This is a genomic window from Aggregatibacter valvarum, from assembly GCF_980468985.1.
This window is the reverse complement of sequence record NZ_OZ413141.1, coordinates 1,670,204-1,685,685: the sequence shown is the minus strand read 5'-3', so window position 1 is coordinate 1,685,685 and position 15,482 is coordinate 1,670,204. Positions and strand designations below refer to the sequence as shown.

The following is a 15,482-nucleotide window of genomic DNA, read 5'->3' as shown; positions in this document are numbered from 1 at the left end:
AAAGATGTCCGTCAATTTAATTGAAATGGGAAAACAGGCGAAAGAGGCTGCTTTCGTACTTTCCCAGCTTTCCCAACGCGAAAAAAATCAAGCCTTAGCATTAATCGCCGAGCAATTAGAACAAGAACAAGCTCGTATCTTAGCCGCCAATGCGCAAGACATCGAAAGTGCCAAACAAAACGGTTTATCCGACGCCATTATTGATCGTTTATTGTTAACACCTGAGCGTTTACAGGGCATAGCTAATGACGTGCGTCATGTGATTTCCCTTGCTGATCCCGTTGGGCGGATTATTGACGGAGGCGTGTTGGATAGTGGGGTCAAAATTGAACGAGTTCGCGTGCCTTTAGGGGTTATCGGCACGATCTACGAAGCGCGTCCAAATGTGACGATTGATGTGGCAAGTCTCTGCTTAAAAACCGGCAACGCTGTCATTCTACGCGGCGGCAAAGAAACACAACATTCTAATAAAATCTTGGTGGACGTGGTGCAAACCGCCTTAGCGCGTGTGGGCTTGCCTAAAGCGGCGGTTCAAGCGATTACTGATCCCGATCGTGCGCTGGTCATGGAATTACTGAAATTAGACCAATATGTGGACATGATTATTCCTCGTGGCGGTGCAGCATTGCATCAATTAGCAAAAGAACACTCAACCATTCCGGTGATTGTTGGTGGCATTGGCGTTTGCCATATGTTCATTGAAGAAACGGCCGACTTGGAAAAAGCGTTGCCGGTAATTTTCAATGCAAAAACACAACGCCCAAGCACCTGTAACACCTTGGAAACGCTGTTGGTGCAACGTAGCATTGCGAATGAATTCTTGCCTAAACTGGCAGAAACGTTGAAAGAGAAAAACGTAAAATTACACGCAGATCCGACCGCACTTTTCTTATTGCAAAAAGCCGGTGCCAATGTGGTGCCATTAGTGGAAGCCGAACTGAAACAAGAATGGCTGTCATTGGATTTAAATGTCGTTGTCGTCGAAGATTTAACACAAGCCATCGCCCATATTCGTCAATATGGCAGTCAACACTCCGACAGTATTTTGACCTCTTCGCAAAAGCAGGCGCAGAAATTTATCGCGCAAGTGGATTCGGCGGCGGTTTATGTCAATGCCAGCACCCGTTTTACTGACGGCGGACAATTTGGTCTAGGAGCAGAAGTGGCGGTAAGCACACAAAAATTACACGCTCGCGGCCCAATGGGATTAGAGGCACTCACCACCTATAAATGGGTGTGCGTAGGCGATTATTCGATCCGTTCTTAAAAAAGAGGGCATTTTTTAAATATTATTTAAAAATTAAAATTAATTGTTTGACAAAACTCCGGTAAATCAGTATTTGTAGGGTAAACACACAAATCATACTTATTTATCGGAGTTTTTTTATGTCTCATCTTTCAGTCGCTAAATTCGGTGGCACCAGCGTCGCCAACTACCCTGCCATGCAATCTTGTGCCAACATCGTGATTGCCGATCCTAATACTCGCGTTGTTGTCCTATCTGCTTCCGCCGGTATCACCAACTTATTGGTCGCCTTAGCAAACGGTTGTGAAGAACCGGAACGCAATAAATTGCTGAATGAAGTGCGTCAAATTCAAGAAAACATTTTGACAGCATTAAAAGACGACAGTCGCGTGCGTCCAAAAATCGAAGCCTTATTAGCCAATATCACCTCATTGGCGGAAGCCGCAAATTTAGCCACCTCTTTGGCATTAACCGATGAATTAATCAGCCATGGTGAAATGATGTCTTCTTTGATTTTTGTGGAAGTGTTGCGTGAATTACAAATTGAAGCCACTTGGTTGGATGTGCGTACCATTGTCGCCACAAACAGCCATTTCGGCAAAGCCGCACCAAATGATGAACAAACCCGTCAAAACTGCGATAACCTCTTGAAACCGTTAATCGAACGCGGAGAGTTAGTCATTACTCAAGGTTTTATCGGCCGTGATGAACAAGGTAAAACGACCACCTTAGGACGTGGTGGTAGCGACTACTCTGCCGCCCTACTTGCTGAAGTGCTCAATGCGCAAGATGTGTTAATTTGGACCGATGTTGCCGGCATTTACACCACCGATCCTCGCATCGTGCAAACTGCACAACGCATTGATACCATGAGTTTTTCCGAAGCGGCAGAAATGGCAACCTTCGGTGCGAAAGTATTGCACCCGGCAACCTTACTTCCTGCCGTGCGTAGCAATATCCCGGTCTATGTCGGCTCCAGCAAAGCGCCACAAGACGGCGGCACTTGGGTCACCCGCAATCCGCAACCTCGCCCGACATTCCGTGCGATCGCCCTACGTCGTGACCAAACCCTGCTCACACTCTCCAGCTTAAATATGCTGTATGCACAAGGTTTTTTAGCGAATATTTTCACGATTTTAGCCAAACACAAAATCTCCGTAGACACCATCACAACATCGGAAGTTAGCGTTGCCTTAACCTTGGATAAAACGGGTTCAGCCTCTTCCGGTAAAAGCTTACTCTCTCAGGAATTAATCGAAGAATTAAGCCAATTCTGCACGGTGAAAGTGGATACCGGCTTGTCTTTGGTCGCCTTAATCGGCAATGAACTCCACACAGCCTCCGGTGTCGCCAAACGTATTTTTGAAACCTTAGATGCGTACAATATCCGTATGATTAGTTACGGCGCCAGCACTAACAATATTTGCTTGTTGGCAGACAGCGATAAAGCCGATGACATTGTTCGTTCCTTACATCGCTCTTTGTTTGAGTAAAACGTATGAAAAAATGACCGCACTTTGCGGTCATTGATCCGTTGGAAAAACCTCACGTCTGTTTGATGTGGTAAAGGGGAGAAGATGAAATGTCATTTTCTCCTCTTTTCATTGGATTTGGCGATGTTTTCTCACTGATTTAGCTCTTTTACTAAGAGGTGTTGTTTACGCAGCCCCAAGACCAGCAACATGCCGCCATAAACGATTGCTGCTAAAACAATCAGCCATGCAAGCCAATGTACGCGGGTAAGAAAACTCATGGCATTCCATTCAATGAGTGCTGGGCTGTTATACCAAACCAATAGTCCCATCATGGCAGCAGCGCAAAAAACTTTTAGAAAAAACACCGCACTTTGACGGCTAAAATGATAAACGTCCGCTTTTGCCAAGCCACGATAAAGCAGATACGCGTTTAACGTTGCCGACATGGCAGAGGCTATCGCCAAACCCACATAGCTAAACGGAATGGCTAAGACATTGAATGCCATGTTGCTCACCATGGCAATGATGCCAATTTTCACCGGCGTTTTGGTGTCTTGACGGGCATAATAACCGTTCGCCAAAATCTTGATTAACATGAAACTCAGAAGCCCTGCGTTAAAGCCCCACAGGGAATAAGAGGCTGATTGCACATCGCTAAAAGTAAAACTGCCACGCATAAACAGCACCAACAACATAGGCTGAGCCAATACAGCGATACCAATCATTGCCGGCACACCGAGCAATAAAATCATGCGTACGCCCCAGTCCATTGTGTTGCGAAAATCTACCGCACTTTTAGCGTTATCATCACGGTTCACATGGTGGCGGGCAAGGGTTGGCAAAATTACCGTAGAAATGGCGATACCGAACAACCCAAGCGGAAACTCTAACAAGCGGTCGGAATAATATAGCCAACTGATGGAGCCCGTCATTAAGAAACTGGCGATAAAGGTATCAAGTAGCAAGTTGATTTGGCTTACAGAAACCCCGAATAAGGCGGGAATCATCAGTGTGCGGATTTTCTTCACGCCTTCGTCATGCCACGCCCATTTGGGTTTTACTAATAATTTGGCTTGATATAAGAAAGGCAGTTGAAACAGAAATTGTAATAACCCGCCGAGAAAGATCCCGATAGCCAAGCCTAAATCCGGATTTTCCAACTGTGGTGCCAACCAAAGTGCGGTGGCAATCATGGCAATATTGAGCAACACCGGCGAGAACGACATCACGCCGAATTTACCGATGGTATTCAGAATTGCTCCGGACAGCGCAACGAAGGTCACAAACCATAAATAAGGAAAGGTGATTTTGAGCAATAACGAGGCTTGCGTGAATTTTTCCGCATTTGGCCCGTCATTCAGCCAATCCACAAACCAACCCGTGCCAAAAATGGCCGCAACCACCGGCGAGCCGATCATCGCCAATAACGTAACGATCGTGACCAAACCGCCCAAGGTGCCGGACACTTTACCGATAAATTCGCGGGTTTTAGATAAATCACCGGATTTTTGATATTCCGCCAACACAGGCACAAACGCTTGTGAAAACGCCCCTTCGGCGAATAATCGACGGAGAAAATTAGGAATACGGTTGGCGAATAAAAACACATCCGCCGTAGCACCGGCACCGATTAAATTAGCAATCACCACATCGCGAACCAAGCCTAATACACGCGAAACAAGCGTCATCCCACTCACGATAATGCCGGATTTTAATAATCTTTTACTCAAAACGAATTACTCTGAATGATAAAATTTGCCTAATTGTATAGAAATTTCGTTTTTACGCTATATTCTAAGGGAAAAAACTGTTAAAATTCCGCCCACATCGTTTGTGTGAGCCCATTTAGGAAGCACTTGTTAAGAATAACGATGCTTACTTTCGGTTGTGTCTCACCGAAATCAAAACAAAATCCCCGTTGACAAAAGTACAAGAAATCGGCATATTTACGCCCCTATTTTGTCACTATTAACTAACAGAAATTTTTAGGAGTTTGACCTTGGCTAATATCAAGTCAGCAAAAAAACGTGCGGTTCAATCTGAAAAACGCCGTCAACACAACGCAAGCCAACGCTCTATGATGCGTACTTACATCAAAAAAGTTTATGCGCAAGTCGCAGCGGGCGAAAAAGCAGCAGCTGAAGCCGCATTCGTTGAAATGCAAAAAGTTGTTGACCGCATGGCTTCTAAAGGCTTAATTCACGCTAACAAAGCAGCAAACCACAAATCTAAATTAGCTGCACAAATCAAAAAATTAGCTTAATTTTTGTCTTTTTGTGATTAAAGAAAAACCGCTCATTTGAGCGGTTTTTTGTTTTGCTTTTTGGATAGGACGAGAAGTAAAGTACGGTGAAAAAACACCTCATTTTTCAACCGCACTTTCATCACATTAATGTAACTCTTTCCCTTTTAATTCCGGCACTAAACACACCGTGGCTAACATATCGATGACATAAATCACCGCCAAAAAGGCAATGGCGGTTTGGAAGGAATACGCAGAAACCACTGCGCCCACCGCTACTGGACCAAAGCCGCCCACAGCACGTCCTAAGTTAAACAACACGTTTTGTGCGGTAGCGCGCGCTTGTGTCGGATAGGCTTCTGCCATTAAAGCACCGTAGCCGCCCATCATGCCGTTAACAAACATCCCTAAGAATGCCCCGGCAATTAACATGGTATTCGGATCCGTTAATTGTGAATAGGCGATGATACTGACGACAGCCCCAGCTTGGAACAACAAGAAACTCGGTTTACGCCCAATATGATCGGCCAAACGTCCAAAAATCCAAATGCCCGCCATCATGCCGCAAACGGTCACTGCCGTCCATACACCGGATTTCGTCAAGCTAAAGCCAAGTTGCTTAGAAAGAAAGTTCGGCATCCAAATCATAATGCCGTAATAACCGAAGTTTTGTACGGAGGTCAGGATGACCACGCCCAAACTGACTTTGGCGATGGCTTTATCTTTCACCAATAACTTGAATGACTCCAATTTAGACGCCCAACGGTTTGTTGGCTTTGAAAGTGCGGTCTGTTTTTGCACAAAAATTTCAGGCTCATGCAAACGGGCACGTAAATACCACGCGACAAATGCAGGGAAGATGCCTACCACAAACATGCCACGCCAACCGATTTGTGGCAATAATAATGGGGTTAACAATGCCGCGCCTAACACTCCAACCTGCCAGCCAAGCGCCACATAAGAAGCCGCTTTTGCACGATGACGTGCCGGCCAAGCTTCCGCCGCTAATGCCATACCGATTCCAAACTCACCGCCTAAACCGATACCGGCGATCGTACGATAAACCAGTAAATCCCAATAACCTTGCGCCAATGCGCATAAACCGGTAAATACCGCAAAAAGAATGATTGTCCAGGTTAACACGCGCACACGGCCATATTTATCACTTAACGCACCGAAAACAATGCCACCGAAAACTGCCCCAATTAACGTCCACGTCACTAAAGAACCGCTTTGCGCCGGGGTTAATCCTAAATCCGCAGAAATGGCACTAAGCATAAAACCGAGAATAAGAAGATCGAAACCGTCCATCGCATAGCCGACGGCAGAGCCTAGCAAGGCCTTCCAGCCATAGCTATTTACTTTTGTAGTCATGTTGAATTGTCCTTCTGTTACTCACAGGTAACATTTAAAGTTTATAAAGAAGTGATTTTTTAGCTTGCATAAAACAAGGCCAAAAAATTGTGCGCTAGTTTACTGCTTTTTAAGAAAATTTCAATGAATGGCATGATAAAATCGGTAGAAGATTTGGCGTTCCTCTCGTTAAATTTCTTACACGGTGGTACAATCGCCGCTTAATTTTATTCGCTAAGAGATACGTTATGTCCCGTCAGAAAAAGACCCGTCGCGTGACGGATATTATGCCGACCCGCAAAACAGATAAAAAACCGACCGCACCACGTTCAGGTCGTCAGGCAACGCGTTATGAACTTGATGCAAAGGCGCGTGAAGAGAAGAAAAAACGTAAACACAAAGGATTAGCCTCAGGTTCCCGCCATAGTGCGGTGAATGCGAAAGCCGAAAATCAAGCGTTGGAGATGAAAGATCCGCGCATTGGCAGTCGTAAAAAACTACCGTTAATCGTGGAATTCGTCAATAAACCGGAAAAAGGGCAACGTATTCCAATACCACAAACCGAATCAAAAGCGCCATTGGATCCAATGATAGAATTGACGCAATTGGAAAATAATGAATGCTTAAATCACTTGTTGGATCAACTGGAAGAAGGCAAGCAATTGTCTCTCAAAGATCAGCAATTTGTGGATGAGTGCTTGGCGCGAGTCGCGCAATTAATGGAAGAATTAGGTATTGTAGAAGACGAGGAAAACGCCGAAGATTTATACCGCACTTTTGAGACAATCAACATTAACCAATTCAAATAAACCCGTTATTTATTATGTGGAAGACAGTGTTATTGCTTGTGGCAGTTTGTATCATTGTGGGGATGATAGGCTATGCCACCTATTTATTGCTTGCCTTGCAAAAGCAAAAAAAGGCGTTGCAACAAGCTCGTCGAAACCGAATCAATCGTATTAAGGAAAGCATCGAGATCATTGCCAAAGCCATGCTGAATGGCGATTGTAATCTTTCCGAGGGCGTGTTGCGTCTGAAAATGCTATTAGAACCGGTGGGAATGAGCATTAAAAACCATGTTACCATGCTGCAGTTATATGAAGTGGTTGAAACGATGCCGACACATGAGGCGCGCAAAGCATTAAAAAAGAACGAACGTATGCGTTTAGATTTGCAACGTGAAAGTGCTGAAGCGGCACTTGAAAAAAACATTAAGTTGGAGTTACATCAGCTATTGGCTGATATTGAAAAATTATAAAAAATATTGGGAGAAATTTAATGTCTGAGATTATTTGGGATTTGGCATTAATTCAGAAATATAATCAATCCGGTCCGCGTTATACGTCTTATCCGACAGCATTGGAGTTTAATGAACATTATACGAACGAGGATTTTATCGCGGCTACACAGCGTTATCCTGACCGCCCGCTGTCGTTATATGTACACATTCCGTTTTGTCATAAACTTTGTTATTTCTGTGGTTGTAATAAGGTCATCACCCGTCATCAACATAAAGCGGATATCTATTTAGATTTTCTTGAAAAAGAAATCAAAGCGCGGTCGAAATTATTTACAAATCGCGTGGCGACCCAAGTGCATTGGGGCGGCGGCACGCCGACCTATTTAACGGAAGCTCAATCGGCACGTTTAATGAATATGCTACGTGAACACTTCAACATCGCTGACAATGCAGAAGTGAGTATTGAAATGGATCCGCGTGAAATTGAGCTTTCTATGCTGGACCATTTGCGCAACATTGGTTTTAACCGTATTAGTATGGGCGTGCAAGATTTCAATAAAGACGTGCAAAAAGCGGTGAATCGCGAGCAAGATGAGGCATTTGTCAATGCTTTATTGGTGCGCGCCCGTGAGTTGGGTTTCCAATCGACTAATTTGGATTTAATTTACGGTCTTCCGTTGCAAACCGTAGAAAGTTTTATGTTCACATTGCAAAAAGTGATTGAGCTCAATCCTGATCGTCTCAGTGTGTTTAACTATGCCCACCTGCCAAGCCGTTTTGCTGGTCAGGCGAAAATTAAAGAATGGCAATTACCTAAACCGGAAACTAAGCTGGAAATTTTGCAAAAAACCATCGAAACCTTGGGCAATGCCGGCTATAAATTTATCGGTATGGATCACTTTGCGAAACCGGATGATGAACTTGCCATTGCACAGCAAAAAGGCATTTTGCATCGTAATTTCCAAGGTTACACCACACAGGAAGAATGTGATTTGCTGGGATTGGGTGTGTCGGCTATTAGCTTGTTAGGCGACACTTACGCACAAAACCAAAAGGATCTGAAAACCTATTATGCCCATGTGGAGGAAAATGGCATTGCCTTACACAAAGGCTTGGCGATGACAGAAGAAGATTGCCTGCGTCGTGATGTGATTAAACAATTAATTTGTAACTTTAAATTAGCGTATGCGCCATTAGAAAAACAGTACAACATTAACTTTAAACAACACTTTGCAGAAGATTTAGCGTTGCTAGCGCCTTTGGCAGCCGACGGTTTATTAGAGATTGGCGATGAACAAATTGTCGTTTCTCCGAAAGGCCGTTTGTTGATTCGTAATATTTGTTTGTGTTTTGACACTTACTCTCGCGTACAAGCCAAGCAACAGCAATTTTCGCGGATTATTTAAGAAAAGCCGACATCGTATTTCCGGCTTGCTTTTTGCCGGGAAAAGAGTAAAATCCACAGGCTTTTTGTCTATATATACAGAGAAAAAAGTAAGTTTAACTCTCATTTAACTTTCGATATTTGAGGGTTTTCTTTTTGTAATTAAATTATTAGAGGAAGGTTATGGTAACCATTCGTTTATCTCGTGGCGGAGCTAAAAAACGCCCATTTTACCAAATCGTCGTTGCTGACAGCCGTTCACCGCGTGACGGTCGTTTCATTGAGCGTGTGGGTTTCTTCAATCCAATCGCACAAGGCAATGCAGAACGTGTTCGTATCAATTTAGACCGTGTTAACCACTGGGTTAGCCAAGGTGCTTCATTGTCCGATCGCGTTGCGAGTTTAGTAAAAGAAGCGCAAAAAGCCGCGTAATTTTACTTTTTTGAGGTGATGAATATGCAACAACAAAGAATCGAAACTGTCGGCAAATTAGGTTCGACTTATGGTATTCGCGGTTGGTTACGTATTTACTCATCCACAGAACAAGCTGAAAGTATCTTTGATTATCAACCTTGGTTTTTGAAAATCAAAGGGCAGTGGCAGCCAACCGAACTGGAAAACTGGCGTCATCATAATCACGAACTGATCGTTAAATTAAAAGGCGTGGATGATCGTGAAGCGGCGCAAATTCTTGCCAATGTGGAAATCGGTGTCGATTTATCGGTATTTCCAACCTTGGAAGAAGGGGATTACTACTGGCACGATTTAATTGGTTGTGCGGTGGTGAATCTGGAAGGTTATGCCATGGGAACCGTGACTGAAATGATGGAAACCGGTTCTAATGATGTATTGGTGGTAAAAGCCAACGTAAAAGATGCTTTCGGAAAACAAGAGCGGTTAATTCCGTTCTTGTATGAACAAGTAGTTAAAAGAGTCGATCCCGCCACTAAGACGATTACAGTGGATTGGGACGCTGGTTTCTAATCTCAGGTATGCCGTAGCGCTTTGCGGTAACATTAACATAAGGCTCAAAAGTTAAGGCTAAATTATGTGGATTGGGGTAATAAGTCTGTTCCCTGAAATGTTTAAAGCAATTACGGAATATGGGGTAACCGGCAGGGCTGTTAAGCAAAACCTGTTACAAGTGCGGTGCTGGAATCCAAGAGATTTTACGCACGATAAGCATAAAACCGTGGATGACCGTCCTTATGGCGGAGGCCCGGGAATGCTGATGATGGTGCAACCATTAAAGGATGCTATTGATTCGGCAAAAGAAGTCGCAGGTGAAGGTGTGAAAGTGATTTATCTCTCGCCGCAAGGTCGTAAACTCGATCAACAAGGCGTAGAGGAATTAGCGCAGAATCAGAAGTTAATTTTGTTATGCGGCCGCTACGAAGGCATTGACGAGCGTTTGATTGAAACGGTTGTTGATGAAGAATGGTCGGTAGGTGATTATGTCCTCACTGGTGGTGAATTGCCGGCAATGACGTTAATTGATGCAGTTGCCCGATTTATCCCAGGTGTGCTTGGTAAACAAGCTTCCGCCGAGGAAGATTCGTTTGCCGACGGATTACTGGATTGCCCGCATTATACGCGCCCTGAAGTGCTTGACGGATTAACTGTGCCCCCCGTGCTGATGTCGGGACACCATGAAGAAATTCGTAAATGGCGATTAAAACAATCGTTATTGAGAACATGGTTACGACGCCCTGAGCTACTGGAAGGCCTAGCTCTGACTGACGAACAACGTAAGCTGTTAAAACAGGTGAAAGCCGAATATAACAGTAAACTCAGTTAACTCTAGGATCAAAAAGGATCAAAAATGTCTAACATCATTAAACAACTTGAACAAGAACAATTAAAACAAAACGTACCAAGCTTCCGTCCAGGTGACACATTAGAAGTGAAAGTATGGGTTGTTGAAGGTAGTAAGCGTCGTTTGCAAGCATTCGAAGGCGTGGTTATTGCAATTCGTAACCGTGGCTTGCATTCTGCATTCACCCTACGCAAAATCTCTAACGGTGTTGGTGTTGAGCGTGTATTCCAAACTCACTCTCCGGCAGTGGATAGCATCGTAGTGAAACGTAAAGGTGCGGTACGTAAAGCGAAACTTTACTACTTACGTGCACTTTCCGGTAAAGCAGCTCGTATTAAAGAGCGTTTGGGCGAATAATTTCGTATATTTAGAAGAATCTGCACGCGAAACGTTAGATAACATAACTCACGGACTAAGGTGCAGATTTTTTTATTTGTTAGCGTCCGACTATCGCCTCAGCCACAGGATTTCCTTTCTCTCTTTTCTTCCCATTCTCTCACTTGTTTTCTCCTTAAATCACGTCATCAATGCTTTTAACCTATTGATAAGTTTTGATTTACAAATCATTGAAGAGGATTATAATAAATGCGACTTATTATCAGTTAAAGAAAATTCCTATTCACAGTTTTCTTTTACTTATTTTTTCGAGCCTATTCAAAGGAAAAACAAATGCCGCAGATTTTTGACTTTTTACAAAAGTACAGTGATTACATTATTATCGGTTTATTGCTTTTTATGAGCGTCTTAATGCTCGCCATGGTGATTGAGCGTTTTATTTTCTTAGCCCGCGTTAAAGTCAGTCAATATTCCACCATTCATGCACTTGAAATTGATTTAAACCGCAATCTCACCGTAATTTCCACCATCGGCGCGAATGCACCTTATGTTGGTCTGCTAGGAACCGTTATCGGCATTCTTTTAACCTTTTATCAAATCGGTCAAGCCGGTGGCGAAGTCAATGCCGGTGAGATTATGATGCATTTATCTTTGGCGTTAAAAGCGACCGCACTTGGTATTTTGGTGGCAATCCCGTCCATGATTTTCTATAACGCATTAGGGCGCAAAGTTGAAGTTAACCGCTTGAAATGGAAAGTTTTAAATGCGCAAAAGAATAAAGACGATAGCGAACATAAGGAATAGTCTGTGAAAAAGTTTGATGAAATCAACATTATCCCTTTTATTGATATTATGTTGGTATTGTTGGCTATCGTGTTGATTACCGCCTCTTTCATTTCACAAGGGAAAATTCAAGTGAATGTGCTGAAAGCGAGTGCTTCCGTCGCGTTTAAGTCTAGCGAGTTGGCAAAATTATTAACCGTTACGGCAAAGGGTGAGCTGTTTTTTAATGACAAACCGACCACGCTTGAAGCGTTGGAGACTGAAATTGCCGGTTGGGATAAAACCCAAAAAGTGACTTTAAAAATTGATGCCGATGCCACATTCCAAGATTTTGTGTCTGTCACGGATTTATTGGCGAAAAATGACATTAAAGATGTCGCCATTGTGGCAACGAAAGATAAAGGTGGCGAGAAACCCAAAAACACGAATCCGCAGGCGCTCAAATCAGTGGAATCTCAAGGGACAAAACCTGCAGAACAAGCCGTCGGTGCCGGCAAGTAGGAGAATGTGAATGCAGAATGCAAAACGTTCACTCTTGAGCTTTCTCTTATCTGCTGCGATTCATATTGCGATAATAGTTTGGCTTTTTGACAGCCATGTGAATACAACGGATACGAGTGCTAACAGTGCGACCGGTGAAATTTCAACCAGTATTTCTATGGAAATGATGATGGCCATGGTGGAGGCAGATCCGCCGCCGGTAGAAGAAAAAGCCCCGGAACCGGAAAAACAGGAAACCGTTGAGGATCCAACCGTCAAACCGGAACCGCCAAAGGTTGAAAAACCAAAAGAACCGGAAAAGCCGCAAGAGCCGAAAGAGAAGCCAAAAGAAAAACCTAAACAAAAGCCAAAAGAAAAACCGAAAGTCAAACCAAGCCCTGATGTGCCGATAGGCGATAGAACGGTTGAATCTAATGCTTCTGTGAATTCGAAGGCGACGACAACCGGTCCGGCAACGACGACGAATCCTAACTTAGTGGGAAATGGCGCCAGCGGCAGTGAGCTTGATGCTTACCGTTCTGCGTTACGCCGTGAAATTGAGCGACACAAACGCTATCCTGCGCGTGCGAAAATGATGCGTAAGCAAGGCGTGGTGACGGTTTCCTTTACTATTGGTGCAGATGGTTCTATCACCGGTGTAGCGATTGCGAAGAGTTCAGGGGTTGAAGATTTGGATAATGCAGCGTTAAGTGCGGTAAATAGTGCCAGATCGATTGGGCCTCGACCGGCAGGCATGGGCGCATCGATTTCTGTGCCGATTAGTTTTAAAATCGACTAGTTTTTCTTACTGATAAAAATACGCCTCGGGATTGTGTGACAACCTGAGGCGTATTTTTTTGCGGTTAGCCTTAAGAAGAAAAATAGGCTAAAATTAGGGCATTTTTAATCACGAGAAATTCCTTTATGTCAGTAAAAACTCTTGAAAATCAGACCGCACTTTTACAGCAACAAGAACAACAATTACGCGATGCGGTCAGTCTTGCCCTTGAAATCGCCCAAAAAGCCGGTGCGGCGGCTGAAGTGGGTGTGACGAAATCAGGTGGGTTATCGGTTTCTACCCGTTTAAAAGACATTGAAAACGTTGAATTTAATAATGATGGCGCATTAGGCATTTCAGTTTATTTAGGCCAACAAAAAGGCAATGCCTCCACTTCCGATTTAAGTCCTGAAGCCATTAGAAATACCGTAGAAGCCGCATTAGCGATTGCGAAATATACCTCACCCGATGATTGTGCCGGTTTAGCCGACAAAGCATTAATGGCGTTTGATGCACCAGATTTAGAGTTATATCACGAGGCGGATATTGATGTGGATCGTGCAGCACAGTTGGCATTAGAAACAGAAAATGCGGCGCTAGCATTTGACAAACGCATTGTTAACAGCGAAGGCGCGTCTTTTAATGCACATACCGGCGTGCGAGTGTATGGCAATAGCCATGGTATGTTGCAAAGTTATTTGTCTAGCCGCTATTCGTTGTCTTGCTCAGTTATCGCTGCACATGATGATCAACTGGAACGGGATTATGAATACACGGTTTCTCGAGATATGAATGCCTTGGAAAAGGCACAATGGGTGGGTGAAAATGCCGCACGAAAAACCCTTGCCCGTTTACAACCGCAAAAAATCGCCACGCAGCAGGCACCGGTGATTTTCTTAAATGATGTGGCAACAGGATTAATCAGTCATTTGGCGGCCGCTATTAGTGGTGGCAGTTTATATCGTAAAGCCAGTTTCTTATTGGATCACCTTGGCAAACAAGTATTGCCCGATTGGTTTCAGATTAGTGAAAAACCACATTTAATTGGCCGCCTTGCCTCAACGCCATTTGATAGCGAAGGCGTTAGAACGCAGGATTTGGAGATTATTCGTCAAGGGATTTTGCAAACCTATTTGCTCACCAGTTATAGCGGTCGTAAGCTGGGTATGCAAAGCACGGGACACGCCGGTGGCATTCACAACTGGTTGGTCCAGCCCAATTCATCTGGAAAACTGACCGCACTTTTACGTGAAATGGGATGCGGGTTATTGGTAACAGAAGTGATGGGGCAAGGGGTAAATTTGGTTACCGGTGACTACTCACGTGGCGCCGCCGGGTTCTGGGTGGAAAACGGTGAAATTCAATATCCGGTGGCTGAAATCACCATTGCTGGCAGATTGCAGGATATGTTACGTAATATTGTGGCAGTTGGGGATGATATTGAACATCGTTCAAATATCCAGACCGGTTCGATCCTGTTGGAAAATCTGAAAATTTCCGGAAATTAGATTCTATTTTATTAAATGATAATAATTCTTATTGACAAGAATAAGATCTCTGATACAATGCGTTCCATCTGTTAAGTATTGCAGTTAAGGTGATTGGTTTCATTTTAAAGTTTGCATCATGCTCCATAACAGGTAGAGTAAAAAGTAAATTCGTTAGGGTATTCAAAAGACTGAAGTTTAGACTTCAGTCTTTTTTTTGCTAAAATACTCGCACGTTATCCCCAGTTAAAGGCAGTTGTTCTATGAAAAAACACCATGTTGATATTCTGATTTCCGAACAGGATGTGCGCAGTCGCATTGCGGAATTAGGCCAAGAAATTACCAATTTTTATCAACATAAAAATATCTATACGCCATTGGTTGTTGTCGGCTTGTTACGTGGTTCTTTCATGTTTATGGCAGATTTGGTGCGCGAAATTCATTTGCCTGTGGAAATCGATTTTATGACCACATCCAGTTACGGTAATGCCATGAATTCTAATCATGATGTGCGTATCAGCAAGGATCTTGATGGCGACATTAAAGGCAAACATGTGTTAATCGTGGAAGATATTATCGATACCGGCTACACCTTACAAAAAGTGCGTGATATTTTAAATTTACGCGAGCCGAGCTCATTGACCATTTGCACGTTATTGGACAAGCCTTCACGCCGTGAAGTGGATGTGCCGGTCAATTGGGTGGGATTCACCATTCCTGATGAGTTTGTTGTCGGCTATGGTATTGATTACGCACAACGCCATCGTAATTTGGGTTACATTGGCAAAGTGATTTTGGACGAATAGATAAGCCCACCAGATGGGAACATCAACAGACGCTGATTTCCCATCTTAAATGAGGC

General features: G+C 43.7%; 17 protein-coding genes. 15 read left to right on the top strand and 2 right to left on the bottom strand.

Annotation, left to right across the window (positions count from 1 at the left end):
- Positions 1-4 precede the first annotated feature (4 nt).
- Both proA and lysC read left to right on the top strand, forming a co-directional pair.
- Positions 5-1,267 (top strand): glutamate-5-semialdehyde dehydrogenase, encoded by a 1,263-nt coding sequence (proA, locus tag AC30SF_RS07960; protein WP_489608106.1) that lies wholly within the window; start codon positions 5-7, stop codon positions 1,265-1,267.
- 119 nt (positions 1,268-1,386) lie between these two features.
- Positions 1,387-2,739 carry a lysine-sensitive aspartokinase 3 gene (gene lysC, locus AC30SF_RS07955; protein ID WP_489608105.1) on the top strand — a complete coding sequence of 451 codons (1,353 nt, stop codon included), beginning with the start codon at positions 1,387-1,389 and terminating at the stop codon, positions 2,737-2,739.
- A 131-nt stretch (positions 2,740-2,870) separates the two neighbouring features.
- Here the strand turns inward: lysC and murJ are convergent, their stop codons facing one another.
- On the bottom strand, positions 2,871-4,451 hold the full coding sequence (gene murJ, locus AC30SF_RS07950; protein ID WP_489608104.1) for a murein biosynthesis integral membrane protein MurJ: 1,581 nt from the start codon (positions 4,449-4,451) through the stop codon (positions 2,871-2,873).
- 269 nt (positions 4,452-4,720) lie between these two features.
- Between murJ and rpsT the strand changes: the two genes are divergently transcribed.
- On the top strand, positions 4,721-4,984 hold the full coding sequence (gene rpsT / locus AC30SF_RS07945; protein WP_005548279.1) for a 30S ribosomal protein S20: 264 nt from the start codon (positions 4,721-4,723) through the stop codon (positions 4,982-4,984).
- A 126-nt stretch (positions 4,985-5,110) separates the two neighbouring features.
- On the opposite strand, the gene AC30SF_RS07940 is transcribed toward rpsT, so the two are convergent.
- Positions 5,111-6,337 carry an MFS transporter gene (locus tag AC30SF_RS07940; RefSeq protein ID WP_489608103.1) on the bottom strand — a complete coding sequence of 409 codons (1,227 nt, stop codon included), beginning with the start codon at positions 6,335-6,337 and terminating at the stop codon, positions 5,111-5,113.
- Between the two features lie 227 nt (positions 6,338-6,564).
- On the opposite strand from AC30SF_RS07940, the gene yihI reads away from it, so the two are divergent.
- From yihI to hpt, 12 genes are all read left to right on the top strand, one after another.
- Positions 6,565-7,125 carry a Der GTPase-activating protein YihI gene (yihI, locus tag AC30SF_RS07935; protein ID WP_489608102.1) on the top strand — a complete coding sequence of 187 codons (561 nt, stop codon included), beginning with the start codon at positions 6,565-6,567 and terminating at the stop codon, positions 7,123-7,125.
- Between the two features lie 14 nt (positions 7,126-7,139).
- Positions 7,140-7,574 (top strand): DUF2489 domain-containing protein, encoded by a 435-nt coding sequence (locus tag AC30SF_RS07930; protein ID WP_021615893.1) that lies wholly within the window; start codon positions 7,140-7,142, stop codon positions 7,572-7,574.
- Positions 7,575-7,594: 20 nt separating this feature from the next.
- Complete coding sequence (gene hemN, locus AC30SF_RS07925) at positions 7,595-8,962, top strand: oxygen-independent coproporphyrinogen III oxidase (RefSeq protein ID WP_489608101.1); 1,368 nt, start codon at positions 7,595-7,597, stop codon at positions 8,960-8,962.
- A gap of 161 nt (positions 8,963-9,123) precedes the next feature.
- The gene (gene rpsP, locus AC30SF_RS07920; RefSeq protein WP_005701759.1) at positions 9,124-9,372 is read left to right on the top strand and encodes a 30S ribosomal protein S16; all 249 of its coding nucleotides are present in this window, start codon (positions 9,124-9,126) and stop codon (positions 9,370-9,372) included.
- A gap of 24 nt (positions 9,373-9,396) precedes the next feature.
- The gene (gene rimM / locus AC30SF_RS07915) at positions 9,397-9,924 is read left to right on the top strand and encodes a ribosome maturation factor RimM (protein WP_109859901.1); all 528 of its coding nucleotides are present in this window, start codon (positions 9,397-9,399) and stop codon (positions 9,922-9,924) included.
- A 64-nt stretch (positions 9,925-9,988) separates the two neighbouring features.
- Positions 9,989-10,738, top strand: coding sequence for a tRNA (guanosine(37)-N1)-methyltransferase TrmD (gene trmD, locus AC30SF_RS07910; protein WP_021615896.1), 750 nt, complete (start codon positions 9,989-9,991; stop codon positions 10,736-10,738).
- A 24-nt stretch (positions 10,739-10,762) separates the two neighbouring features.
- Complete coding sequence (gene rplS, locus AC30SF_RS07905) at positions 10,763-11,113, top strand: 50S ribosomal protein L19 (RefSeq protein ID WP_021615897.1); 351 nt, start codon at positions 10,763-10,765, stop codon at positions 11,111-11,113.
- Between the two features lie 312 nt (positions 11,114-11,425).
- Positions 11,426-11,896, top strand: coding sequence for a TonB-system energizer ExbB (gene exbB, locus AC30SF_RS07900; RefSeq protein WP_479745117.1), 471 nt, complete (start codon positions 11,426-11,428; stop codon positions 11,894-11,896).
- Between the two features lie 3 nt (positions 11,897-11,899).
- Positions 11,900-12,376, top strand: coding sequence for a TonB system transport protein ExbD (gene exbD / locus AC30SF_RS07895; RefSeq protein WP_489608100.1), 477 nt, complete (start codon positions 11,900-11,902; stop codon positions 12,374-12,376).
- Between the two features lie 10 nt (positions 12,377-12,386).
- On the top strand, positions 12,387-13,154 hold the full coding sequence (locus AC30SF_RS07890; RefSeq protein ID WP_489608099.1) for an energy transducer TonB: 768 nt from the start codon (positions 12,387-12,389) through the stop codon (positions 13,152-13,154).
- A 125-nt stretch (positions 13,155-13,279) separates the two neighbouring features.
- Positions 13,280-14,641 carry a metalloprotease PmbA gene (gene pmbA, locus AC30SF_RS07885; protein ID WP_489608098.1) on the top strand — a complete coding sequence of 454 codons (1,362 nt, stop codon included), beginning with the start codon at positions 13,280-13,282 and terminating at the stop codon, positions 14,639-14,641.
- Between the two features lie 242 nt (positions 14,642-14,883).
- Positions 14,884-15,426, top strand: coding sequence for a hypoxanthine phosphoribosyltransferase (hpt, locus tag AC30SF_RS07880; protein ID WP_489608097.1), 543 nt, complete (start codon positions 14,884-14,886; stop codon positions 15,424-15,426).
- Positions 15,427-15,482 lie beyond the last annotated feature (56 nt).

What these genes read in the sequence shown, in the direction of transcription:
- proA (WP_489608106.1), top strand. Translation starts at nt 5, where the DNA reads ATGTCCGTCAATTTAATTGAAATGGGAAAACAGGCGAAAGAGGCTGCT.
- lysC (WP_489608105.1), top strand. Translation starts at nt 1,387, where the DNA reads ATGTCTCATCTTTCAGTCGCTAAATTCGGTGGCACCAGCGTCGCCAAC.
- AC30SF_RS07940 (WP_489608103.1), bottom strand. Translation starts at nt 6,337, where the DNA reads ATGACTACAAAAGTAAATAGCTATGGCTGGAAGGCCTTGCTAGGCTCT.
- yihI (WP_489608102.1), top strand. Translation starts at nt 6,565, where the DNA reads ATGTCCCGTCAGAAAAAGACCCGTCGCGTGACGGATATTATGCCGACC.
- AC30SF_RS07930 (WP_021615893.1), top strand. Translation starts at nt 7,140, where the DNA reads ATGTGGAAGACAGTGTTATTGCTTGTGGCAGTTTGTATCATTGTGGGG.
- hemN (WP_489608101.1), top strand. Translation starts at nt 7,595, where the DNA reads ATGTCTGAGATTATTTGGGATTTGGCATTAATTCAGAAATATAATCAA.
- rpsP (WP_005701759.1), top strand. Translation starts at nt 9,124, where the DNA reads ATGGTAACCATTCGTTTATCTCGTGGCGGAGCTAAAAAACGCCCATTT.
- rimM (WP_109859901.1), top strand. Translation starts at nt 9,397, where the DNA reads ATGCAACAACAAAGAATCGAAACTGTCGGCAAATTAGGTTCGACTTAT.
- trmD (WP_021615896.1), top strand. Translation starts at nt 9,989, where the DNA reads ATGTGGATTGGGGTAATAAGTCTGTTCCCTGAAATGTTTAAAGCAATT.
- rplS (WP_021615897.1), top strand. Translation starts at nt 10,763, where the DNA reads ATGTCTAACATCATTAAACAACTTGAACAAGAACAATTAAAACAAAAC.
- exbB (WP_479745117.1), top strand. Translation starts at nt 11,426, where the DNA reads ATGCCGCAGATTTTTGACTTTTTACAAAAGTACAGTGATTACATTATT.
- AC30SF_RS07890 (WP_489608099.1), top strand. Translation starts at nt 12,387, where the DNA reads ATGCAGAATGCAAAACGTTCACTCTTGAGCTTTCTCTTATCTGCTGCG.
- pmbA (WP_489608098.1), top strand. Translation starts at nt 13,280, where the DNA reads ATGTCAGTAAAAACTCTTGAAAATCAGACCGCACTTTTACAGCAACAA.
- hpt (WP_489608097.1), top strand. Translation starts at nt 14,884, where the DNA reads ATGAAAAAACACCATGTTGATATTCTGATTTCCGAACAGGATGTGCGC.